Origin of the sequence: Maribacter corallii, assembly GCF_047345415.1 — a bacterium.
GTDB lineage: Bacteria > Bacteroidota > Bacteroidia > Flavobacteriales > Flavobacteriaceae > Maribacter_C.
This window is the reverse complement of record NZ_JBLFEP010000003.1, coordinates 1-25170: the sequence shown is the minus strand read 5'-3', so window position 1 is coordinate 25170 and position 25170 is coordinate 1. Positions and strand designations below refer to the sequence as shown.

Below are 25170 nucleotides of genomic sequence, written 5' to 3'. Positions count from 1 at the left end.
CTTTTCCCCTAGTATACAGCAAAATAGCACGAACTAGACTATAGTCTAAAATGATGAACCATTTGTTGCACTTACAAAACCATATCTAAATAAGAAGAATCACAAGATAGCCTATGTTTAATTTATTAAATAACCAATAGTATATCAGAAATTGAAAACAGCCGCCCGAACCAACTTTTTCATCTTAGTTTTTTTTGCCACCTCTACCCTTTTTTTAGCTGCTCAACGTTCTAATGGCCATTCAAGAATCAAACAGGAATTGAATCAAGACTGGGAATTCTACCTTGAAAAAAATCAAGGTGCTCAATTGGAGTTGCATACCGCTAAAGCGAAATGGCAATCGGTTTCGATTCCGCATACCCTTGAATTGGTGCCTTCTGACGTTTCGGGGCTTGATACGACACATCAGCCCAAATTTCATCGCAATGTGGGATGGTATCGAAAAAAAATCCAAATTCCAATCGAATCGCATCAAAGGGTGTTTCTTGAATTTGAAGGAGTACATCAAGTTACAAATCTCTGGGTGAACGGCTCACGTGTAGGAACACATTCCATTGGAGGATATACCCCTTTCCATTTCGATATCACCAATGTGATTCATACGGATGGTCGCCCCAATGAAATTTTATTGAGTGCTGACAACAGGCTAGACCCTGCCGTTCCTCCGGATGGCAATCAATATGACTATATCAAGTTCGGTGGACTTTATCGCGATGTTTACTTGGTCACCACGAGTGATTTATATGTCACTTTTCCTTGGGAAGCTCGCAACGCGGGAATCACCATCACCACCCCTACCGTAACCAAAAGAGATGCTACGATCGACATCAAAACCACGGTTCGTAATGAGGCATCCGAAAGTAGGGAGTGTAAACTAGTTACGCGGATAGTTGATGATAAGGGCTTAGTAGTCAGCAAAATGCAAACCATTAAAACCATCGCTCCAAAATCGGATCATACCTTTTCTCAGATTGATGGCATTTCAGAAAACTTGCGGCTTTGGTCTATTGAAACCCCCTATCTATATCGGGCGCTTACCACACTTTATATCGACGGGGCTGCTGTTGACGAAGTTGAAAACAAATTCGGGGTTCGAAAGTTCGAATTTATTAGAGATCAAGGTTTTTTGTTGAACGGCAAACCTGTTGAACTTATCGGCGCAAATCGCCATCAAGCCTATCCATTTATCGGCGATGCCGTACCGAATTCCCTACATTGGAAAGATGCCTGGCAATTCAAACAAGCGGGATTCAATGTGGTTCGCCTCGCCCATTATCCTCATGATAATTCTTTTATCGAAGCCTGTGACGAATTGGGAATCTTAGTGTACGAAGAGCCTCCAAGTTGGATCGGTATAGGCGATGAAGCTTGGTTTGAAAACCTCGAGGAGGCGACCAGAAGAATGATACGAAACCATAGAAACCATCCTTCGATACTACTTTGGGGCGGTTCTTTAAACCATCGGGGACCTGTACCCCAACTACATTATGCCTGTAAACAAGAAGACCCGACCAGGCTGACAGCTTCCAATGGCAGTCCCTGGAGTGGCCCTAGAAACTCTGGAGTCACCGATATCTATACGCCAATGGATTATCAGAATATGGAATTGAACCCTGAAGAATTCGTTTTCCTCTGCGAGCATGGTAGCGCTGCGGATGCCAGCAGAAATCAGTTTGAAGTTTCAAAGGCGAAGGCCTCTGCAAATCATATAGGTGTAGCCGTTTGGACCGCCCATGATTATCAAGCCTTCAAACCGAATAGGGGTCTACATCCCAGACGTATCTTTTCGATGTACCGCGAACCGAATCCCGTTTATTATTGGTATCAATCTGAACTCCGAAATGAACCCATGATCCATATTGCTGATAAAAGGGCCACTGAAGACGAAAAAATACTGGTCTTCAGTAATGCGGAAGAAGTCGAGCTTAGTTTGAACGGTCAGGTCGTTGGCAGGCAGTTTCCCGATCGAAACGATGACCGGATGTATATTGACCATCCCTCTTTTACATTCGATTACCCATGGATCGAGGGGACTTTAGTGGCAAAAGGCATTTCAAACGGTCGAATCGTGGCCAGTCATTCGCTAGAAAAGCCTACCGCGCCCTATCGTTTGAAAGTTGTAATCGAGGAGGACAATCGTCCGTTTTATGCGAACGGTTCCGATATGAAAGTAGTCAAAGCCTATATCTTGGACAAAAAAGGGAATCATATCACTACGGATACCACTGCCGTCTCTTTTTCGATACGGGGAAAGGGAGATTTGATAGGTGACGCTACTATTGGGGCCAATCCGTTTAAAGCCTATTATGGTGTGGCCACGGCCCTTATCCGATCGAAATCCGAACCAGGAAAGATTACAGTGGCAGCCTCGGCTGATGGGCTCCTCGCTGCAAAAGCTGCCATCAATACCGTAGAACATAAGAAATCGGAAAAACCAATGTACTATGAATTGAAACAGGCCAAAATCGATTTTGGCGGAAATGAGGAGCGTCTGGTACAGTTCGGGTGGAACGAATGGAATCCGACGTTTAAGTCGGCCCCAAGCGCCTTTCCAGAATTGAACCTGGCCATTACAACGGACACGGAATTAGAATGGCAAAACGGTTGGGGCCTATCGGCTAACCTAGCCTATGTTGGAGCAGACGCGGTTTCGGCCGAAAAAAATATGACCTTGGTTTGCAATGGTCTTCCCGAAGGTGCATACACCCTAACAACATATCACCACAGTATGGAAGAATATCAAAAGTCACCGACCTATACCTTTCAGGTCGATGACGCTTCCGGAACATCGAAATATACAATTCGACCTTCGATGGGTAATCGCTTGGGGAACGCAGAACCTAAATCAAAAAGTATTGAAATCGAAGTAAAGAACAATACACCGATAACGATACGACTGTCTGTGAACGTTGATGCTATCCCCGTACTTCTTAACGGATTGAAAATTACGGAAATCAAAAAAGAGGTATCAAAGTAATAAGCAAAAAATGGTACGTATAATTTGGTATATTTAGTTGTTATGGGGAAAATCAGGGAAAAATCAGGATTTCCGACGAAACCGTTGATCAAATCATTTATCGCGATAGTTTCCGTCTGCCTGATACCCAGCATGTTGTGGGCACAAGACAATATCTTTTTTGACCACCTGACCACTGAGCAGGGACTTTCACAGAGTGACATCAATGCGATATATCAAGACCATCAAGGCTTTATGTGGTTTGCCACGCATGACGGATTGAACAAATACGATGGTTATGAATTTATCGTGTACAACCCTGACCCGAACAAACCCGAATCGATCAGTAGTAATTTGGTATTCGATATCGCTGGTGATAAAAAGGGGAATCTATGGATTGCGACTACGGGTAGAGGACTGAATTACTTTGATCGTGCCACAGAAAAATTCAGAGGCTTCAGACACGAGAATGAGAATAGTTCAAGTCTGCTCGACGATCATATATCCACTGTTTTCAAAGACCATAACAACCGCTTATGGATTGGCACCAATAAAGGCATTAATATGCTAGATTTAGAGAAGCCCCTTGACAGTGCCGTATTTCATTCCTTTGATTTTGAACCTGATGCATTACTACCCAACTGGGACGGGCGTCGCATCTACGCTTTTTTTGAAAGCAGCAAAAACCAGCTCCTCGTAGGAGGTGTCGGTGGCCTGTTCAAACTATCACGAGATCAAAACGGAGATATTTATTTCAAGGGAATCAACCGGCATCTCGGCCTATCCGGAACTATCGTAACGAGCATAGCCGAAGATAATGAAGGCCATTTGATTATTGGAACTACGGACGGACTTTATGCCCAAAAGCGAAATGACAAAAACGAAGCCCTGACCAGAATACACGAAGGCTCTTTCAATGACATTATCATCGACAAAAATCAAAACATATGGTGTGGGACCAATTCGGGTCTCCTGCTCTTCCAGAATTCAGTGAATACCGAACTGCCCACATATTCCAGCACCTTTACGTACAACCCACTAGATAACAACAGTATCAGCAAGAACATCATCAAATCGCTTGCCGTCGATAAGACAGGAATTATTTGGATAGGTACAAATGGTGGTGGTGTGAATAAATTTGATCCTGAACGTAAGCGCTTTGACCACATTCGTAAAACCCTAAGTAAGAATAGCTTGAGCTATGATAAAATCAGATCTTTTTATGAAGACAGTAACGGAACGTTATGGGTAGGAACCGAAGGAGGAGGCTTGAATATGCATCGCACGCCAGGGCATTCCGGAAAGTATGATAATTTTCAAACTTTCGAAGCTGTGCCCAAGACGTTTGCGTTGACGGAAACCAATCAAAACGGAAAGAAGAAATTACTGATTGGAGCCGAGGGTTCGCCATCATTGTTCGAAGTTGATATTACCGACCTCAATACCATTCAAGAAAATGATATCAAACCAGTTCCAGGAAATATTTACAGCGTTTTTGCACTGCTTACCGATAGTCAAGAGAATATTTGGGTCGGCACATACGGTGGCGGACTGAGTCGTTGGACACCCAATGCAGCTGGTATGGGGTATCAAAAAACCAATTTCAGGGAGCGGACTTCGGCAAGTAACGGACTACCGAGCGATATCATTCGTAATATTTACGAAGATCGTAAAGGGGATATCTGGATCGGTACGGCCGATGGACTGGCAAGACTGGCTTTCAAAGAGCGCAATAGTAAAGATCCGAAATTCGAAGTGTTTAAAAACGACCCCGAAAAAAAACAATCCCTCAGCCATAATTACATCTTGGCCCTATACGAAAGTACCGTCGGCGACCTTTGGGTGGGCACCTTCGGTGGAGGACTCAATAAATTCATTTCCGCTCCTAATACCGATAGATCGGGTTTCGTCTCCTACACAGAATCTGGAGGACTTTCGAATAACGTTATCAAAGGAATACTGGAAGATGAAAACCAAAACCTATGGCTATCGACCAATCAAGGATTATCGCGTTTCGACCCAGAAAAAGAGGAGTTCAAAAACTATGATGCCAATGATGGCCTTCAGAGTAATGAGTTTCAAGAGCTGGCCGCTTTGAAAAGAAATAACGGTGAAATGCTATTCGGAGGAGTAAACGGTTTTAACGCCTTCTATCCTGAGGATATCAATGAAAACACCTTCAAGGCCGAAACGGTATTGACTGACTTTTCCATATTCAACACATCGGTCAAAGTAGACGAAGAATTCAATAATAGGGTCATCCTAAAACAACCACTTTACGAAACCGAATCGATTCGACTAAAGCATTGGGAAAATAGCTTCTCATTCCAATTTTCCTCCCTGCACTATGCCGCACCCGAAAAGAACCAATTCGCCTATATGTTGGAAGGATTCGACAAGGACTGGATCTATACCGATTACAGTAAGCGTTTTGCGACCTATACGAATCTCGAACCGGGAGAATATGTCTTAAAAGTAAAGGCCTCGAACAATGACCATCTTTGGGATGACACTCCTTCTTCAATCAAAATACATATCGTTCCCCCATTTTGGCAGACGATCTGGGCATATCTACTTTATGCTGCGGCAGGCATACTCGCACTCTTTGCCTATAGAAAATTCACTATTATAAGGACCACGAAAAAACATAGCCTTGAACTTGAACATCTCGAAAAAGAGAAATATGAGGACATGCAACAAATGAAATTGGAGTTTTTCACCAATATCTCACATGAATTCAGAACGCCGCTAACCTTAATCAAAGGACCTCTGGAATACCTTAAAAAGAATGGTGCACGCGTCACACCCGAAAAGGCCGACGAACAATATAGTTTAATGCAAAAGAATACCGACTATCTGATGCGCTTGGTCAACCAACTTTTGGATTTTAGAAAAATGGGGCAAGGAAAACTTCGTCTCGTTGTGCGCCATACCAACATTGTTGCCTTTATAAATGAAATCGGAGAACCTTTTCAATTTACCGCACACAAACAAAACATCGACTTTAAAGTAACCGCCGCCAAAAATAATCTCATTACCTGGTTTGATCATGAAGCCATTGAAAAAATCATTAACAACCTCTTGTCCAATGCCTTCAAATTCACTCCGGAATACGGCCATATTACGGTCGATATTACCGAAGGAGCCAATGAGCACGCACAAACCCGCCTACAACTTGACCATGACCCATCGCACTATGTGGTCATTCAAGTAAAGGATTCAGGTTCGGGCATTCCCAAGGAGAACTTATCGCATATTTTCGAACGGTTCTTCGTTGAGCAAGATAAAGGAAAGAAAAATCTCAATGGAGCCGGAATAGGCTTATCCTTTGTAAAAAACCTCGTCGAACTCCATAGGGGTAAAATCGCTGTAGTCAGTGAACCCAATGTCGAAACGAATTTTATGGTGGCCCTGCCTATGTTTCAAGAGGCCTATAGAAATGTTGAAGAAATCACGATCAAGGAAGAATCGGAAAGTGATTTTAAAATACGTTCCTCAGAAGCAGAGTCGTTTGCCGTCAGCCTTAACGATGAGATATTGGATACCGAACTCTCCAACAAACGATCCAAATCACCCGTACTTTTAGTGGTTGATGATAATGCCGACATCCGTTCCTTTATACGCAGTATGCTGGAAGATGAATACACCGTGTATGAGGCGCAAAATGGAAAGGAAGGTTTTGAAATGGCGGCGTCCATCATTCCGAATATCATATTGACCGATGTGGTCATGCCGGTTATGGACGGACTCGAACTATGTGAAAAAGTGAAAACCAAAACGGCCACAAGCCACATTCCCGTATTGATGATTACCGCCAAATCATCGCAAGAAAGTGAACTGGAAGGACTCCAAAACGGAGCAGACGACTACATCAGAAAACCTTTCGATATCGATCTCCTCCAATTGAAACTGAACAATATTGTCAAACAACGCGAGTACCTTCGCCGACGTTTCAATCGTGAGATTACCTTACAACCGAAAGAAGTTACGGTGACCTCGACCGATGAACTATTTTTGCAGCAGGCCATAGAAGTTGTTGAAAAACATATGACCAACACCGATTTCAATGTAGAGATGATGGTCAAGGAAATGGGACACAGTCGTAGTAACCTCTATCTTAAGTTCAAAGAAATCACCGGATTATCATCGAGTGAATTCATTCGGAATATCCGTCTGAAACGTGCGGTACAACTTTTCGATCAGAGCGACTTTTCCGTAAAGGAAATTATGTACATGACCGGCTTCAATACTGCTTCCTATTTTTCTAAATGCTTTAAAAAACAATTCGGGGTCATTCCCAGTGAATATGTCGCCAAACGAAAGGCAACGCGAAAGTCAATAAAACTATAGTAGAAACCAATGATCGAAAACCAATACCTAAAGAAAACAACCATAGCCCTGCTCCTGCTCTTTTGCGCTTGTGCCGAGAAAAAGTCAAAAGCCGATGTCGAGACGGAAGCTAATCCAAAAAGACCGAATGTCATTGTCATCGTCACTGACGATCAAGGCTACGGGGACCTTTCCTACCATGGAAACCCTATTGTGAAAACCCCGCATCTCGATGCTTTTGCCAAGAGCGCCCTAGAGCTGACCAATTTTCACGTCGGTACCACTTGCGCCCCGACCCGCGCGGGATTGATGACCGGCAGAAATGCGAACAGAAACAATGCCTGGCATACCATTGCTGGCTGTTCCATATTGTTGGAAGACGAAGAGACAATGCCCGAGGTCTTTCAGCGCAATGGCTATAAAACAACTATGTTGGGCAAATGGCATTTAGGGGATAACTATCCATTCAGGCCACACGATAGGGGTTTTCAAGAGGCTTTTTATCACGGCGGTGGTGGAGTTCAGCAAACCCCTGACTATTGGAACAATGACTACTTTGACGACACCTATTTTCGAAATGGGACACCTGAAAAAACCTCGGGATATTGTACCGATGTTTGGTTCAATGAGGCAATCAGCTATACCAAATCATCCCAGAAAGAACCATTTTTCCTCTATTTGGCCTTGAATGCCGCACATGGCCCGTTCAATGTACCTAAGTCCTACGCGGATAAGTACGCATCTGCCCCCTTAAATGAGACGCAGAAACGGTTCTATGGAATGATCTCTAATATCGACGATAACTTCGGAAGGTTGATCGCTCATTTGAAAGACACCGATCAGTTTGATAATACGATTATTGTTTTCACAACCGATAATGGTACGGCAGCAGGTATTTCCAGACCTCAAAATGGACAAAAAGCCCTGGGATACAACGCAGGTTTAAGAGGCACCAAAGGCAGTCATTATGACGGTGGACACAAAGTTCCCTTCTTTATCAGTTGGCCAGACGGGGCTATTCAGCGACAAACAAAAACTGACGATTTAGTAGCCCATGTCGATCTGCTTCCGACCTTGACGGCCTTGGTCGATATTGACTTTATACCCAAAAAAACCTTGGACGGGCAAAACATGGTCGCTACTCTTAAAGGAGAAAAAATCAATGGGGATCGTATGTTGGTGGTAGACACCCAACGCAATCAACTTCCTGAGAAAGGTCGAAATCCTTGCGTAATGCAAGGGCCTTGGCGTTTGGTCAACGGCACTGAACTCTACAATACCGAGGAAGATCCCGGACAACAAAACGATATCGCCAAAGACCATCCGGAACGCGTGAAGCAATTGAACGCCCATTATGACCAATGGTGGGCCGATATTCAGTCCGATATTCGGTATGCAGAGATTCCAGTGGGGCGTACCGAGGCAAACCCGGTGCTATTGACCATCCACGATATGCACACCCCCGACAATCTACCTTGGAACCAAGTGCAAATTAGAAAGGGCGAAGCACACCCTTCAGGCTTTTACAGCATTCACGTGGCCGAAGCCGGGGAATATCAATTTAAGCTCTACCGATATGCGCCCGAATCGAAATTGGCCATAAATGCCACAACTGAAGAAATCACCGGCACTTCATTCAAGGATGCCCTGCCCGAAGGAAAAGCCTTGAAAATTGACGGGGGACTAATAACTATTGATGACACCAAATTTACCTCCAATGTCGGAGAGTCGAATCAGTATATTACCGTTTCGGCGAACCTATCTCCTGGCAGTCATGAACTAAGAAGTTCGTTTTTAACCTCAAAAGGTGACGACTTGTCACCGTATTACATCGAAATCAAAAAGCTATAGATCAATGAAAAAACTGAGCTATCTTCTACTGACCCTTTTTATACTGGGTTGTCAGGCTGAACAAAAGGAAGTCGTAAAAAAACCGAACATTGTTTTCGTTTTCGCGGACGACCTAACCTATACCGCCATACAAGCCTTAGGAAATGAGGAGGTAAGAACCCCGAACCTCAACCGTTTAGTAAATCAGGGCACCACTTTCACACATACCTATAATATGGGCGCATGGAACGGTGCTGTCTGTGCCGCCTCAAGGGCCATGATTATTTCAGGGCGAAGTGTCTGGGATGTTGATAATTTTCGCCAGGGTTGGAAAACGAATACGAATTTTGATCAAACATGGGGCAAACTGATGGAGGGAGCCGGATACGATACCTACATGACCGGCAAGTGGCACGTGGATGCACCGGCCGATTCCGTTTTTCAAAACGTGGTGCATGTACGACCTGGAATGCCCAGGGACGCTTGGAGCCATCAAGGTACGATTCCGTATATCAACAAAATGATAGCGGAAGAGGCACCCGACGAAGCCATTAGGGCCATCGGCTACAACAGACCTTTACATGAGAACGATACCCTTTGGACCCCAACGAATAAAGACTTTGGTGGGTTTTGGCAAGGTGGTAAACATTGGAGTGAGGTCCTTAAGGAAGATGCTCTTGGGTTTATCGCTCAAACCGAACAAAGCGAAAAACCTTTTTTCATGTATCTGGCGTTTAACGCACCACACGATCCACGTCAGGCCCCTCAGAAATATCTTGATATGTACCCTCTGGAAAATATCAGCGTTCCTAAGAGTTTTATCCCCATGTATCCCTTTAAGGACAGTATCGGAAATGGTCAGGATTTAAGGGATGAGGCCTTGGCTCCCTTTCCCAGAACCGAATATGCCATAAAAACCCATATTAAGGAATATTATGCCCTGATCACCCATTTAGATGATCAAATCGGAGCCATTCTGGATGGACTTGAATCCACAGGGAAAATGGACAATACCTATATCATTTTTACCTCAGACCACGGTTTGGCAATGGGGCGTCATGGCCTTTTGGGCAAGCAAACCCAGTTCGATCACAGCATACGGCCTCCTTTTATGATAGTCGGTCCGGATGTTCCGGCCGGCAAAAAGATAGCTGCTGATATTTATCTACAAGATGCCATGGCCACCAGCTTGGAACTGGCGGAAATTCAAAAACCCGAATACGTTTTCTTTCATAGTGTTATGGATTTGGTCGACGGAAGCCGAACCAATAGTCATTACGATGGGATCTACAACGGCTATATCAAGTTTCAACGCATGATCCGAAAAGATGGATTTAAACTCATCGTGTATCCCAAACTAGATAAAGTATTGTTGTTCGATATGGAAAACGATCCAGAAGAAATGAATGATCTGGCAAACAATAGTACGTATAAAGAAAAGGTTCAAACCCTCTTTCAAGAACTTCTCCAACTACAGAAAGAACTGAACGACCCACTCGATTTGACTGAACTGTACCAAAAAATTGCGGTCAATTGAAAGAATTTAGGTTAATTTTTCCACATAGAACATTTGTATTCCAGAATAAAACATCCGTTGCGATCTCTTCGCACCAATGTCCATATCTTGTCTAGTAATAGCCATTGATTCTACTTTTTTAAATCTGTATCTTTAAGGGTATAAATGTCAAACAGGCCAATGAAAAAATCAAAAAACGACAATCGCACAACCAAAGGTAGAAGAGCATTTCTAAAACGATCAGGGCTTGCTATCGGAGCAATCACAATACTGCCGAGGCACGTATTAGGTAGAGGTTACGTAGCTCCCAACGATAAAATCAACCTAGGTTTTATAGGACTGGGAAGGCAAAATACCGGGTTGGCCAAACGATTTATTACCGCAACCTCGGCCCAGATCATAGCTGGTTGTGATGTGTGGACCACTAAAAATGCCGCTTTTAAGAGTCTTGTCGAAAGCCAATATGCCGAACACCGAAACATAGGAAAGTATGAGGGCGTGAACATGTACGATGAGTATACCGAGCTATTGGCACGTACCGACATTGATGCGGTTGTCATCGCAACACCTGATCATTGGCATGCCGTTCAAGCTATTGATGCCCTAAAGGCCAACAAGGATGTTTACTGTGAAAAACCGCTTACACATCGGATATCGGAAGGCATAGAATTGGTAGAAACCGTAAAAAAAACGGGCAAAGTGCTTCAAACGGGCAGCATGCAACGATCTTCCGAAAACTTTAGGAGAGCTTGCGAATTGGTGCGGAACGGATATCTCGGTGAACTATCCAAAATATTGGTCAATGTAGGAGACCCTGCTATTGAGTACAATATGCCGGAGGAAACGTTACCGAAAGAAGTCGATTGGAACAAATGGTGCGGGCCGGCACCTCTCCTAGCCCATAATCACAGGCTGGCTCCCTCAAGCAACACTATTGATTTCTGGCCCGATTGGAGAAAGTTCAAAGAAACAGGTGGTGGTATTCTATGTGATTGGGGAGCGCACATGTTCGATATTGCACAATGGGGAATCGGAATGGATGATTCTGGGCCCATACGCTATATTCCGCCAACTGATGCCAAGGCCGTGCGCGGATTGCGTATGTTTTACGCTAATGGAATTGAAATGGTGCACGAAGATTTCGACCGTGGTTGGGGAGTTCGCTTTATCGGAAGTGAAGGTACCCTTGATGTCAGTAGAAGTTATTTGGATACAAACCCCGAGAACCTGCTTTCCGCTGAATTAAAGGATTCCGATGTAAGATTGTATAACTCCAGTGGCAATCACTATCAAGATTGGTTAGATGCCATACGAACCAAGACCCAACCCTTATGTGATGTCGAAACAGGTCATCGTTCCTCGTCTATCTGCAATATTGCGAATATTGCCTATCAACTCGGAAGACCCTTGAATTGGGATGCCGAAGAGCAACATTTTAAAGGAGACGCGGAGGCAAATGCACTTCGTACCAGAAAAAACAGAGCGTATTAAGCTATAGTTTTATGTTAAAAAAAATAAGTTACCCCCTATTTCTCATTTTCCTCACATTGACCTCCTGTGGTCCTGATATGCCCGAAGAAGTAGAAATTGCATACGAAAAGCTTCCCGAGGAAATCGATTTCAATCAACACGTGAAGCCCATTCTTTCCGATAAATGCTATCTCTGTCATGGGCCGGATGAAAACAAAATATCAGCAGGTCTACAGCTACATCTAGCTGATTTGGCCTATAAGGAATCGGAAAATAATCCCGGTACTTATGCCATTGTACCCGGTAATGCTGGAAAAAGTCTTCTAGTAGACCGCATACTCACAGATGACCCCGAATTGGTCATGCCCGAGCCCGAGACGCATTTGTTCTTAACAGATTATGAGAAGGCCATGTTGATCCGATGGATTGAAGAAGGCGCGGAATACAAAGATCACTGGGCTTTTATACCTCCTGAAAAACAAGAGCCGCCAACAGTAGCACACATTGATGAAGTGGGCAATGCCATCGATAATTTTGTTTTGGCGAAGTTGGAGATCGAGCGACTAGCACCCAATGAGCCTGCGGACAAAGAAACTATTTTGAGAAGACTCTCATTCGATTTGACAGGCCTGCCCCCCACCCTCGAAGAAATTGAGGCCTTTACAAAAGATATCTCGCCCGATGCCTATGAAAAACAGGTCGATCGTCTATTGGCATCACCCCATTATGCGGAACAAATGACCTTGGATTGGATGGACCTATCGAGGTATGCCGATACACATGGCTATACCGTTGACCGCTATCGAGATGTTTCACCGTGGCGCGATTGGGTCATCAAGTCCTTTGATGAAAATAAGCCCTACGATGAGTTCGTGCGATGGCAAATTGCCGGCGATATGATGCCAGATGCCACTAAAGAGCAACTATTGGCAACGACCTTCGGGCGCTTACATCCGCAAAACCTTGAGGGAGGTATCGTAGACGAGGAATTCCGTTCAGAATATGTTGCCGATCGCACCAACGTAGTAGGCGAAGCCTTTTTAGGCCTGACCATGGCCTGCGCAAAATGCCATGACCACAAATACGACCCCATCTCGCAGAAAAACTATTATGAAATGTATAGTTTTTTCAATAACGTTAACGAATCAGGTCAGATTCCTTGGGATTGGTCCATGCCCGTACCCAATATGCAATTACCCACCGATGAGCAAGAGAAATTCTTGACCTATATCGATAAGTTGGTAGCCGAAAAAAAAGACGGTCTAGCCGAGACCTTAAGTACAGAAGAAAGTCGATCAACGCAATGGATTGCCTCCGAAGGGTATAAAACAATCAATCCGAATGCTACACCCGGTAATTTAGTCGCCAAAATCGACTTTAAGAACGGTAGTTTGAACAATGCACTCAATCCTTCGCAAAAGGGAAAAATGGATCGGCAGTTCGCGCCCAAACAAATCGCTAAAATCGTAGCCGGGCATTCCGGTAAAGGATTGGAGATGGATGGTGATGCCTGGTTGGACTTAAACCCCATAGGAATCTTTCGCCGCAATGAACCCTTTAGTATAGGGATTCAGGTCAAATTACCAGAGGATTTGGAAAACGGGGTCATTTTTCACAAGAATTTCGGAACCCGTCTCCATAGTTATCGCGGGTATCAAGTTTCATTGAAAGAGAATAAGTTAGAGTTGATCATGGCTCATGTTTGGCCTGACAATGCAATCGTGAAACTAAGCACTAAAGAAGTTCCAAAGAATCGTTGGGTACAATTGACCCTCACCTATGATGGTTCGAGCAAAGCGGACGGATTGAATATATACATGGACAGCGAAAAGCTGGAGACCGAAACGGAAGTGGACAATCTGTACAAGGATATTATTTTTAACGCCTACGAGGATTTTATCTATAAACACCCCATTGAACCGGGGCTTCAGATTGGAGCCCGATGGCGCGGCAAAGGTATTGGCGGTGCGATTGTCGACGACATATTGGTCTTCGACAAAGAATTGAGCCCCTTGGAAGTTCAACAGATAAGCAATCCGGAACACGTCAAATCACTTTTGGCCAAAAGTTCGACCCAACTGAGTCCTACAGAAAAAGAGCAGCTGAAAAAATATTTTCTATCCAGCAAATCGAAACCAGTTAAAACCGCTTTGAACGAACTCGAAAAAGTGCGCGAAATACAGGCGGACAGTGCGGAACGTGTTCAAGAGATCATGGTGATGAAGGAAATGGATCGACCTAGGGAGTCGTTTGTTCTTGAACGAGGACTCTACGACCAATACGGCGAACAAGTGTATCCAAATACACCGGAAAAAATATTCGCTTTTCCCGATAGCCTGAAAAAAAATAGATTGGGACTGGCCAAGTGGGTGACTAGCAAAGACAATCCGCTATTTGCCCGAGTTACCGTGAATCGCTACTGGAAAAATATCTTTGGAACCGGAATTGTCCGAACGGTTGAGGATTTTGGAAACCAAGGTGAACTCCCAAGCCACCCGGCCCTGCTTGATTGGTTAGCTCTTGAGTTTATGGATTCAGGATGGAACGTAAAGCAACTCCATAAACTTATGGTCATGTCAAATACCTATCGACAATCTTCATTGGCCAGTGAAGAATTAATGGCCAAGGATAAGGCGAATAGACTCTTGGCCCGAGGACCTTCGCGAAGACTGACAGGCGAAATGCTACGAAATAATGCGCTACTTGCCTCGGGACTGCTCAATCGAAAAATCGGTGGTAAAAGTGTAAAGCCCTACCAACCGGCAGGCCTATGGAAAATCAATGGAGCGGCGTACGAAGAGGATAAAGGAGAGAAATTGTATCGCAAGAGCATGTATACCATTTGGAAACGATCGGTTCCACATCCGACTATTGCTACTTTCGATGCGCCCGAACGATCATTTTGTGCAGTGCGAAGGCAAGAAACCAATACTCCGCTGCAGGCCTTGGTCTTGATGAACGACCCGACCTATATTGAGGCTTCGCGTGTATTGGGATATCAAATGCTACACTATTCCGACCCTAAAACAGGTATCGCCGACACCTTCAAAAAACTGACGGGAAGAACTATTGACGAAAAAGAACTCCGGTTATTGGCAGACCTCAGATCGGGAGAATATGACAAGTTTAAAGCGAATAGTCAGAAATCGGAAGGTTGGCTGAATACTGGTGCGTTTCGGACCAAGGATGTCAATGATGAAGCCTCAGTGGCTGCCAATGCAGTAGTGGCCAGTACGATTATCAACTCGGATGCTGCGATAACAAAAAGATAAGTAAGGAACAAACACAACGAATATGTGTCATAATCACGACGACTTAAGGTCGAACAATAAAGATTTACAACAGATTGAGCGTCTAATGGATCGCCGCAATTTCCTAACGAAAACCTCGATGGGCCTAGGTGCGATCGCTTTGGGATCTTTGCTCAATGCGGATGAGGCCTTTGCAAAGGTTAAGAATGGTGCTCTAGATACCTCTAGTCCTGACGCGCTATTGAAGTCCTATAACAAAAACCGATTGGGTCTCCCCCATCATTTACCCAAGGCCAAGCGCATTGTGTATCTTTTTCAAAGTGGAGGCCCTTCTCAATTAGAGATGTGGGACTACAAGCCAAAACTAAAGAATATGTTTGGGCAAGACTTACCCGATTCGGTTCGTCAGGGGCAGCGTTTGACCGCTATGAGCGCTGAGCAGACCAGTTTTCCGATGGCCCCATCGATTTTTGATTTCAAGCAATATGGGGAGACCGGAACATGGGTCAGTGAACTACTTCCTTACACCGCCGAAGTAGTGGATGAACTTTGCTTTGTCAAATCGATGCAAACCGATCAAATCAATCACGATCCGGCCATAACCTTTATGCAGACCGGAAACCAATTACCCGGTAGACCATCGATCGGATCTTGGTTGAGCTACGGCCTCGGTTCCGATAATGAGAATCTGCCGACCTTTATCACACTGATTACCAAAAATATGGGCGGGCAGCCCTTATATTCCCGTTTATGGGGCAACGGTTTCCTTCCAACCGAACATCAAGGGGTACAATTTCGATCTGGAAAAGATCCGGTATTGTATTTGAGCGATCCCGAAAATTACGATGGCAATGACAGAAGGCAAATGTTGAATTACCTCGGAAAACTGAACGAAGTACAACATGATGCTTATGGGGACCCCGAAATCCAGGCCAGAATGGCACAATATGAAATGGCATTCCGCATGCAGACGTCAGTTCCGGAAGTAACCGATATGTCAGATGAACCCGATTATATTTTTGACATGTATGGGGAAGATAGCCGAGATCCCGGCACTTATGCTGCAAACTGTTTGATGGCACGAAAACTGTTGGAGAAAGATGTGAAGTTCGTTCAATTGTACCATCAAGGATGGGACCAACACAGTTATTGTCCCGGCGGTGTCAAAGCGCAATGCAAGCGGACGGACCAGGCCAATGCCGCACTGATCAAAGATCTCAAACAGCGGGGTATGCTTGAAGACACCTTAGTAGTTTGGGGCGGTGAATTTGGTCGTACCGTATATTCGCAGGGCCAACTGACACCCGAAAACTATGGCCGCGACCATCATCCCAAGGCATTTACCATGTGGATGGCCGGAGCTGGTGTGAAGCAAGGCTACACTCATGGTGAAACGGATGATTTCAGTTATAATGTCATCAAAGACCCCGTACACGTACACGACTTTCATGCTACACTGATGCATCTATTTGGTATTGATCACGAACGCCTAACATTCAAACACCAAGGCCGTCGCTATCGCTTGACCGATGTGCACGGTCACGTGGTCAAAGATCTATTGACCTAAGCCCCTTTACAGCAACAGGGTAAATTCAACAAAATGAAGAACAGAAGAGATTTTCTTAAAAAGACCGCCATGGCAGGAGCGGCATTGACCGCTACCCCATCCTTCGGATTCAACATCTTGAAGAAACCAATGCCAGAAGAGGAGATCATTGGTCATGGGGACTTCAAATACAAAGTACACAAAGATTGGGCAAAAATGACGGTAGGTCATAATCCCATTTTGAATTGCCATGAAATGCAAATGGACAGCAAAGGCCGTTTGATCATGCTCGGGGACCATACGGACAACAACATCTTGGTTTTTGACAAATCAGGAAAACTTCTGGATTATTGGGGTACGCGATATCCGGGTGGTCACGGACTTACTTTACACGACGAAGGTGGTGAGGATATGCTCTATATTGTCGACTGTGGTTGGTTTCAGGACAGAAATGGAAAATGGACCAAACAAGCAGGTACGGTCAGTAAGACTACGATCGATGGCCGATTATTGTTTATGTTGCCCGACCCGCATACCATTGGCGTTTACACTCCTGAGGAAGATTATCTGCCCACTGAAACCGCGGTCGGACCCAATGGGGATATCTATGTGGCTGATGGATACGGTTCCGATTATATCTTGCAATTCAGCCCAAAAGGGGAATTCATAAGAAAATGGGGAGGTCATAACAATACGGATGAAAATTTGAACATCCGCAATGCACATGGAGTGGCAGTGGACTACCGAGACCCAAAGAATCCGGTATTGATCATTACGTCGCGAGCCACTAATAGTTTTAAGTTTTTCACATTGAACGGTACGTATCTAAAGACCATAACCCTTCCTGGCGCTTTTGTCTGCCGACCCGTTCTGGATGATACGAATATGTATTCAGGGGTTTGCTGGTCACGTACCAGAGAAGGTAAAGACTATGTCAGGGATACAGGTTTCATCACCATTTTAGATGGTTACAACAAGGTCGTCTCCAATCCCGGTGGAGAAGCACCCCTATATACTAATGGGGAATTACAACCGATGCTACAGTCAGAAAAGGCTGTCTTTAACCACGGGCACGATGTCTGCGTTGATGAAGACAAGAATGTATATGTTTGTCAGTGGAATGCACACCACACCCCTCCGGTGAAGCTCCAACGGGTATGATACGCTTCAAATCAAGACCACGTTCGTTTTGGTTTAGGGTATTATTTTTCCTTTTGACGCCGGGTTATCTTATCGCCCAAGATCGTCCTAATTTTATTTACATATTTACGGATGATTAGAGTTGTGGAAGTATGACGTTATGCTACCAACAGCGAAGCGGAACGCGGCGTGCTTATCGACCCCAACTGAAACGAACTACCAATCTAATTTGTACACTTTTTCCATAGGTACCCACTTCTCACCTTCTTTTGCCCATGGTAGTGCCTGTTGATACTTCCACATGAGCTCTTCCCATTCCTGGACTTTGGGGTTATTCGCATCCATTTCGGCTTTTTTGGAAGGGTCAAAGGTCTCGTCGACTTCCATAATCATAAACATGCGATTACCGGTAAGGTAAATTTGCAGATCTACGACCCCTGCGTCTTTTATACTCTGGGTAATTTCTGGCCACACTTTTCCTTGGGCGTGATACGCCTTATATTCTGTCATTAACTGCGAATCGTCTTTAAGGTCGCAAGAAAAACAAAATCTTCTAGATGTACTCATAGTCAACTATTTAGAATGATAACTCTTATAAACTTTTCTTCCATAGAGCGCCACCACCAAGAGGCATAGCAACGAAAGTACGAACGAGAAGCGCATCTCACTGACCCCTAAGAAAGTAATGTCCTCATAACCCACTCCCCCAAAATCGAGCATATACCCCTGTAGGTAAGGAAGCAGGGCCCCGCCAACAATGGCCATTACCAAAAAGGCTGCCCCGAATTTTGCGTCTTCTCCTTGCCCTTCCAAAGCGATTCCGTATATCGTGGGAAACATGATGGACATAAACAACGACGTGCCGATCAAGGCGTAGATGCCTAACATTCCCGGTAGAAAAATAGCTCCGATTAAGGTAAGCATTCCACCAAAACCAAAAAGCATCAATAACTTTCCCGAGTCGATTTTAGTCATCAAGGCTGTTCCTATAGTACGACCAATCAAGAAAATCACGTAGCCGGCTAAACCATACCACACTGCGGATTTCGCATCAATACCAAGAGTTTCCGCATACTGGTATACATAGGTCCAACACATGATTTGTGCCCCTACGTAAAAGGCTTGGGCAATGACACCAAATGAAAACTTGGGTTGTTTCCAAAGACGTTTTACCGACTCCGAAAAATTCACGGTAGCTTCTTGTTGCTTGTTCTCCGGCATTTTCATGAGGGCGATGAGTACAAAAAACAAGAGCACTACTAGGCCTAGGATAACATAGGGGTTTCTAATAATCTCCAAATCAGAGGTGCGTATTACCGATTTTGCACTTTCCGAAAGGGTATCGTAAATAGGAGTACCATCGGCCGTGGTATCATCGGACTGCAAAGCCCCCAAAACAAAATTCTGCGCAATGAGCAGTCCTAAAATTGAGCCCATAGGATTGAACATTTGAGCGAAATTCAAGCGTTGCGTTGCTGTTTCTTCCGCCCCCATAGATAAAATGTAAGGGTTGGAGGTCGTCTCCAAAAAGGCAAGTCCGAACGTCAAAATATAGAGTGCTGCCAGAAAAAACCCGTAGCTCTCATTGGACGCTGCCGGCCAAAATAGCAAGGCTCCCGTAGCATAGAGGGCCAGCCCTAGGAGCACCCCTTTCTTATAGGAGAACTTGTTTACAAAGAGCGCGGCGGGAATGGCCATAGTAAAATAACCTCCATAGAAGGCCAATTGCACCAACGAGGCCTGTGTATTGGTCAGTTCAAGAACTTTCTGAAACCCACGTACCATGGGGTTGGTCATATCATTAGCCAAGCCCCATAAAGCAAATAGGGAGGTAATAAGTATGAAGGGCACGATGACCGATCTTGAAACTACAGGTGTTCTTTCAGAAGTATTCATATAGGGTATTGGTTGGTTATTTTATAATGAACAAAATATGAAATTCGTCCTCTTTTTTGACCATCGTATGGCTACAAAAGCAAAACATATGATTATTCCGTAAGCAATGAGCGATCCAGGTGCACGTAGCCTCCGTCAACGGTGATGAATTGCCCTGTGGTGTGCGATGATCTGCCCGAAATTGTGAACAGGCAAGTATCGGCAATCTCTTGAGGGGTTGTCATTCGGTTACCCAAAGGTATTTTCTTTGTTATCGCCTGCAATTTCTCTTCGCCATTTTCCAAGGTCTTGATCCAAGTGTCGTAAGAAGGTGTCCAACTTTCGGCAATAATAATGGCATTCGATCGAATTCCATCTTTGATAAGGTCAACTGCCCATTCTCTGGTCAAACCGAGTACTCCACCTTTTGAAGCTGCATAGCCCGAGGTAGCACCTTGACCTGTTAAGCCTACTTTGGAGCCAATGTTCAAAATATTCCCTTGCGCTTTTTTAATATAGGGAAGACAGTATTTAGTCATGGCAAAAAAGCTGACCAAATTGAGTTTCAAAGAATACATGAAGTCTTCCATAGAACCGTCGAGGCCGGCACCGTCGTTCACTCCAACATTATTTATCAATGCATCGATCCTTCCGTATTTCTCCCCAATGGTCTTGGCCGCAGCCTCTATCTGGGAGGGCTTTGACAAATCGGTCTGCACAAATATAGAGTCGATACCTCTTTGCTGCAGTGCTTCAGCATACCCATGGCCGCGGTCATTTCTATCCACTATCACGGGAATAGCTCCTTCATGTGCCAAAGCTTGTACGATAGTTTCACCAATGCTGCCCTTGACTCCTGCAGCACCGGTAACCACGACAATTTTATCTTTTAAACCTAAATCCATTTCTATAAATTATAAAAGGTTATGGCATTATCGCCCATAATAGCTGCCTTTTCAGTAGGACTAAGAGTGTCGATGAAATCTACCACTAGATCCTTTACCTGTCCGTAGTTTCCGGCAACTAAACATACAGGCCAATCAGACCCATATAGTATTCGTTCTGGGCCGAAACTATTAAGCACCAAATCCATATAGGGCGTAATCTGATGTGGTTTCCAAGTTGCATAATCCGCTTCGGTGATCATCCCAGAAACTTTGCAAGAAACGTTTTCCATCTTTGCAATTTCGGCCATTAAGACCGCCCATCCTTCATAAAACCCATCTCTAATATAGGGTTTTGCTATATGGTCGATAACAAATTTTTGATGGGGAAAATTCTTCACAAACTCCAATGTGGCACCCAATTGATGCGGAAAGACCAAAATATCATAGGTGTAGCCATATTTTTCCAAATAGGATATGCCCCTTAAAAACTCCGGTCGAATCAAAAAATTATGGTCCGGTTCACCCTGTACCACATGTCGCCAGCCCTTTAATTTCTTATGCGAGGCATACCGCTCTAGAAACTCATCAATATGCTCATCTCTTAAATCTGCCCAACCAACTACTCCCTTGATAAAGTCGTTCTCTCGTGACAGACCTACCAAAAAATCGGTCTCATCAAGGGTTTGATCCGCTTGTACGGCGACACAACCATCAATCCCGTGTGTTTCATATACCTTTTTTAAGTCAGTAGGTAAGAAATCCCTTCGTATAACCGCCATGTCATCATTGATCCATGAATGTTTCACAGGTTCATAGTGCCAGAAATGTTGGTGTGCATCAATAGTCATCAGCTATTTTTTTTTAATGTTGCTACTATACCAATGTTTTCAATTGATAGGATATGTTCCGAAACGCATTCTACGAGGCCTTCGAATCGGGTAAGATCCTCACCCCATATTATACCATTACTCAAGATAACGCCGACTAAGACCTTTATGCTAATTTCATTGTCGGTATACTTTGCCCAATTCAATCTAAAAAAATTCAAGACTTTGGGATCATCCTTAAGTTCGATTTTCTCGTTTTCAAATTCTCCCCTATACATCAAGATCAGGGCGGAAAGCCCGAAAACAATCCGTTGCGGAAACCTTGTTCGGGCCCTAAAATAGTCTTTAAACGTGGGAAGTAATCGCGCAACGAACTTTGAAGTACTATTCAAAGAGATACTAATCAATTGGTGCTCTAACAAGGGGTTTCTGAATCTATCCAAAACATCTTGCACGTAGTTGTAGGTCACCTGTTCTGGAAAATCTAAAGTGGTCACCGTTTCTTTTAATAGCAAGGATTCCACGAAATCACTGACGCCCTCGTTGTCCATCGCCTCTTTTACCAATCGAATTCCCGCCAAATAAGCAACAGGAACCATTGCCGTATGGGCACCATTGAGAATCCGGACCTTCATTTCCCTGTAGGCCGCCAAATCGTCCACAAATTCAACATTCAAATCGGTTTTCGAGAAGGGCAACGCTTTTTGCACGGCCTCAATTCTCTCGATCACCCAACTGTGATAATATTCACCAGCGACAAGCAGTTGATCTTCATATCCCAATTGCGATTCGATTTCCGCAGCTCGGTCAGCTGGGTAACCGGAAACAATACGATCTACTAAGGTGCTACAAAATTGGTTCGAAGAATAAATCCAGTTCATGAAGTCATCACCCAAGCGCCAATGTTCGGCATATTGCAGTACGGCCTTTTTTAAAGCTGCTCCATTGTCCTCTATCAACTCACAAGGTAACAGGATGCAACCCTTTGTGCGATCATAATCAAAATGCTGAAAGCGTTTGTAGAGCCAAAGGGTCAGTTTCGCCGGAAACTCTTTTGGGGGATGATCGCCAAAAGCATCTTCGGCATTAAACTTGATTCCGGCTTCTGTCGTATTGGAAACGATAATCCGCAAGTCAGGGTTTTTGGCCAAATCGAGGTAGGCATCCCACTCATGATACGGGTTCACGATTTGTTGTACACAATCTACCAACGTTTGCTCCGCGATCAAAGTGCCGTTTTTAATTCCGTCCAAGATGACGGTAAATAGACCCTCTTGTGCTTTAAGGTCATCATAATTCCCTCTTTCGGTAGGCTTAACCACAACCACTCCTCCATTAAAATCGGTTTCATGGTTTAAAACATGGATCATCCAATCAACGAAGGCACGAAGAAAATTGCCGCCACCAAATTGCATTACCTTGATGGGCCATTTCTTTGGCTTGTCTACTACTTCTCGATTTAATTTCTGCATCTTCTTTCTTTCTAAGACAGCTTGGCTGTTGGCTGTTGGCTGTTGGCTTATTGCTAGTCGTTTTTCACTAACACCTACAAACACCAATTTTTAAATTTATTACTTATTTCCACTCCTCCTTGCTCCTAACAAATCAAAGTGACATCCCTCTTTTCCAAGGAATAAAATCTTCTTGCCCTAAACGTACCGCCGCCGGAGTTTCTTCACCACTGGCTACTTTAATGAGATATTCCAGGAGTTCTTCCCCCTTCGATTCGATGGTATCTTCACCCGTTATAATCGTACCTGTATCAAAATCTATGATATCTTTCATACGTTCACTAAGCGTTGTATTACTTGACATTTTGATTACTGGGGCCACGGGATTTCCTGTTGGCGTGCCCAATCCGGTGGTAAAACAAATTAGGGTACAGCCCGAACCGGCCAAGCCCGTCGTACTTTCCACGTCATTGCCCGGTGTACAGAGCAGGTTAAGCCCTTTTTTGGTCACTTTTTCGGTGTAATCCAAAACATCGGTCACCAATGAAGTACCGCCTTTTTTTGCCGCGCCTGCCGATTTCATTGCGTCGGTAATCAATCCATCCTTGATATTTCCTGGAGAAGGATTGTTCTTAAATGCTGATCCCAAGGCAATGGCCCGTGCAGCATACGTATCCATCAAACGCGCGAACTTTTCCTTGTTCTCACTGGTCTCGCAACGATTGATCAATTCTTGCTCTACTCCATTCAACTCGGGGAACTCCGATAATACCGTGGTGCCTCCCAAAGCTACTAAAAGATCGGATACATAACCTAATGTAGGATTTGCCGATATACCTGAAAACCCATCTGAACCGCCACATTCCAAACCTAAGGTCAAGTGGTGCAGCGCTGCTGGTTTTCGCTCAATTTTGTTCGCTTCTATCAAACCAAGAAACGTCTTTTTAACGGCTTCTTCTATAAAATGGCGTTCGCTTTTACTTTTTTGCTGTTCCAGAATATACAGGGGTTTCGCGAAATCAGGGTCTCTTTCCAAAATCGCCGCTTGCAAGGTTTTGGTCTCGGCATTTTGACAACCTAGACTCAGCACAGTAGCTCCGGCTACATTGGGATTCGTAATATAACCTGCGAGCAAATTACACAGGGTATCGGAATCTAACCGAAAACCACCGCACCCACCTTCATGGGTCAAGAACTTTATTCCGTCTACATTGGAAAATGTACGGTTTTGTTTGATTTCTTCCGGAGTCTTAATGATCTGCGCACCAAGAATCTCCTCATTGGAGGCTCCATTTTCATAGTGACCGACCAGTGTTTTAGTATCTACGACAAAGTCAGTGGTCGTGAGGTAGCCCAATGACTCTTGCAAAGCCGATTTCATTACCTCGACATTGCGATTTTCACAAAACACCATGGGGATGACCAACCAATGATTTGCTGTACCCACACTTCCATTTTTACGATGGTACCCGTTAAATGTCCGTGAAGTCCATTTTGATACATCAGGTGCTTGCCACGAGTACTTTTTGGTATTCACCCCGTATTCTGAAGAGGCGTGTACGCAGTTTTCAATAGAGATACGAGCTCCTTTTGGGATTGGTTTTATAGCTTCCCCGACCAAAGCACCATACATGATAACCTCGTCTCCCAAATCGAAATTCTTCAAAGCGAACTTGTGTTTGGCCGGAATATCCTCGACAACCTGAAAGGAATCCCCATTGAAATCGATCGCCTCACCACAATTTATGTCATGAAGTGCAGCAAGAATCGTATCATCGGGGTGAAGTTGTAGAAAAGACTTCTTCATATACTTATTTTCTAACTTTTTGAATTAGGGCCAAGGCCGCTCTCACCTTTCTTTCCAACCCTTGGAAATCCCGGTTTTCCAGGATGGTTTTACTGATCAGTTTTGAGCCCATGCCGACACAGGTGACCCCAGCGTCGAACCATTCCCTGAGATTTTCCTCTGTCGGGGACACCCCTCCGGTGGGCATGATACTGGTCCAGGGCTGCGGGCCCCTGACGCCCTTGACGAACTTGGGCCCGTATACATCGCCGGGAAAGAGCTTGACCACTTCGCAGCCGAGCTCCT

General features: G+C 44.5%; 15 protein-coding genes. 8 read left to right on the top strand and 7 right to left on the bottom strand.

From position 1 onward, the window contains the following. Positions 1-151 precede the first annotated feature (151 nt). The 8 genes from ACKWCA_RS09970 to ACKWCA_RS09935 all read left to right on the top strand — a co-directional run bounded on the left by ACKWCA_RS09970 (position 152) and on the right by ACKWCA_RS09935 (position 18059). Positions 152-2977: a glycoside hydrolase family 2 protein gene (locus ACKWCA_RS09970; protein WP_413978047.1), complete on the top strand. Its 2826-nt coding sequence runs from the start codon at positions 152-154 to the stop codon at positions 2975-2977. Positions 2978-3019: 42 nt separating this feature from the next. After that, positions 3020-7306, top strand: coding sequence for a hybrid sensor histidine kinase/response regulator transcription factor (locus ACKWCA_RS09965; protein WP_413978046.1), 4287 nt, complete (start codon positions 3020-3022; stop codon positions 7304-7306). A gap of 9 nt (positions 7307-7315) precedes the next feature. Then, on the top strand, positions 7316-9136 hold the full coding sequence (locus ACKWCA_RS09960; RefSeq protein ID WP_413978045.1) for an arylsulfatase: 1821 nt from the start codon (positions 7316-7318) through the stop codon (positions 9134-9136). A 4-nt stretch (positions 9137-9140) separates the two neighbouring features. After that, positions 9141-10652 (top strand): sulfatase-like hydrolase/transferase, encoded by a 1512-nt coding sequence (locus ACKWCA_RS09955; RefSeq protein ID WP_413978044.1) that lies wholly within the window; start codon positions 9141-9143, stop codon positions 10650-10652. A gap of 159 nt (positions 10653-10811) precedes the next feature. After that, entirely contained in the window at positions 10812-12122 is a 1311-nt protein-coding gene (locus ACKWCA_RS09950) for a Gfo/Idh/MocA family protein (protein WP_413978043.1), read from the top strand. Between the two features lie 11 nt (positions 12123-12133). Continuing rightward, complete coding sequence (locus tag ACKWCA_RS09945; RefSeq protein ID WP_413978042.1) at positions 12134-15373, top strand: DUF1553 domain-containing protein; 3240 nt, start codon at positions 12134-12136, stop codon at positions 15371-15373. A gap of 22 nt (positions 15374-15395) precedes the next feature. Then, positions 15396-16919: a DUF1501 domain-containing protein gene (locus tag ACKWCA_RS09940; protein ID WP_413978041.1), complete on the top strand. Its 1524-nt coding sequence runs from the start codon at positions 15396-15398 to the stop codon at positions 16917-16919. Positions 16920-16952: 33 nt separating this feature from the next. Beyond that, a complete protein-coding gene (locus ACKWCA_RS09935) occupies positions 16953-18059 on the top strand; it encodes a twin-arginine translocation signal domain-containing protein (RefSeq protein WP_413978040.1) in 1107 nt (368 codons plus the stop codon). Between the two features lie 195 nt (positions 18060-18254). Here the strand turns inward: ACKWCA_RS09935 and ACKWCA_RS09930 are convergent, their stop codons facing one another. The 7 genes from ACKWCA_RS09930 to ACKWCA_RS09900 all read right to left on the bottom strand — a co-directional run. Further along, positions 18255-18605, bottom strand: coding sequence for an L-rhamnose mutarotase (locus ACKWCA_RS09930; protein ID WP_413978039.1), 351 nt, complete (start codon positions 18603-18605; stop codon positions 18255-18257). A 6-nt stretch (positions 18606-18611) separates the two neighbouring features. Next, a complete protein-coding gene (gene fucP / locus ACKWCA_RS09925; protein ID WP_413978038.1) occupies positions 18612-19934 on the bottom strand; it encodes an L-fucose:H+ symporter permease in 1323 nt (440 codons plus the stop codon). A gap of 92 nt (positions 19935-20026) precedes the next feature. After that, the gene (locus tag ACKWCA_RS09920; RefSeq protein WP_413978037.1) at positions 20027-20818 is read right to left on the bottom strand and encodes an SDR family oxidoreductase; all 792 of its coding nucleotides are present in this window, start codon (positions 20816-20818) and stop codon (positions 20027-20029) included. A 2-nt stretch (positions 20819-20820) separates the two neighbouring features. Beyond that, on the bottom strand, positions 20821-21648 hold the full coding sequence (locus ACKWCA_RS09915; RefSeq protein WP_413978036.1) for an amidohydrolase family protein: 828 nt from the start codon (positions 21646-21648) through the stop codon (positions 20821-20823). Continuing rightward, positions 21648-23099 carry a tagaturonate reductase gene (locus tag ACKWCA_RS09910; RefSeq protein ID WP_413978035.1) on the bottom strand — a complete coding sequence of 484 codons (1452 nt, stop codon included), beginning with the start codon at positions 23097-23099 and terminating at the stop codon, positions 21648-21650. The genes ACKWCA_RS09915 and ACKWCA_RS09910 overlap by 1 nt, the downstream gene beginning before the upstream one ends. Before the next feature lie 133 nt (positions 23100-23232). Further along, on the bottom strand, positions 23233-24885 hold the full coding sequence (locus ACKWCA_RS09905; RefSeq protein ID WP_413978034.1) for a UxaA family hydrolase: 1653 nt from the start codon (positions 24883-24885) through the stop codon (positions 23233-23235). A gap of 4 nt (positions 24886-24889) precedes the next feature. Continuing rightward, on the bottom strand, positions 24890-25170 hold a 281-nt coding region (locus ACKWCA_RS09900), incomplete at its 5' end, for a beta/alpha barrel domain-containing protein (protein WP_462045730.1).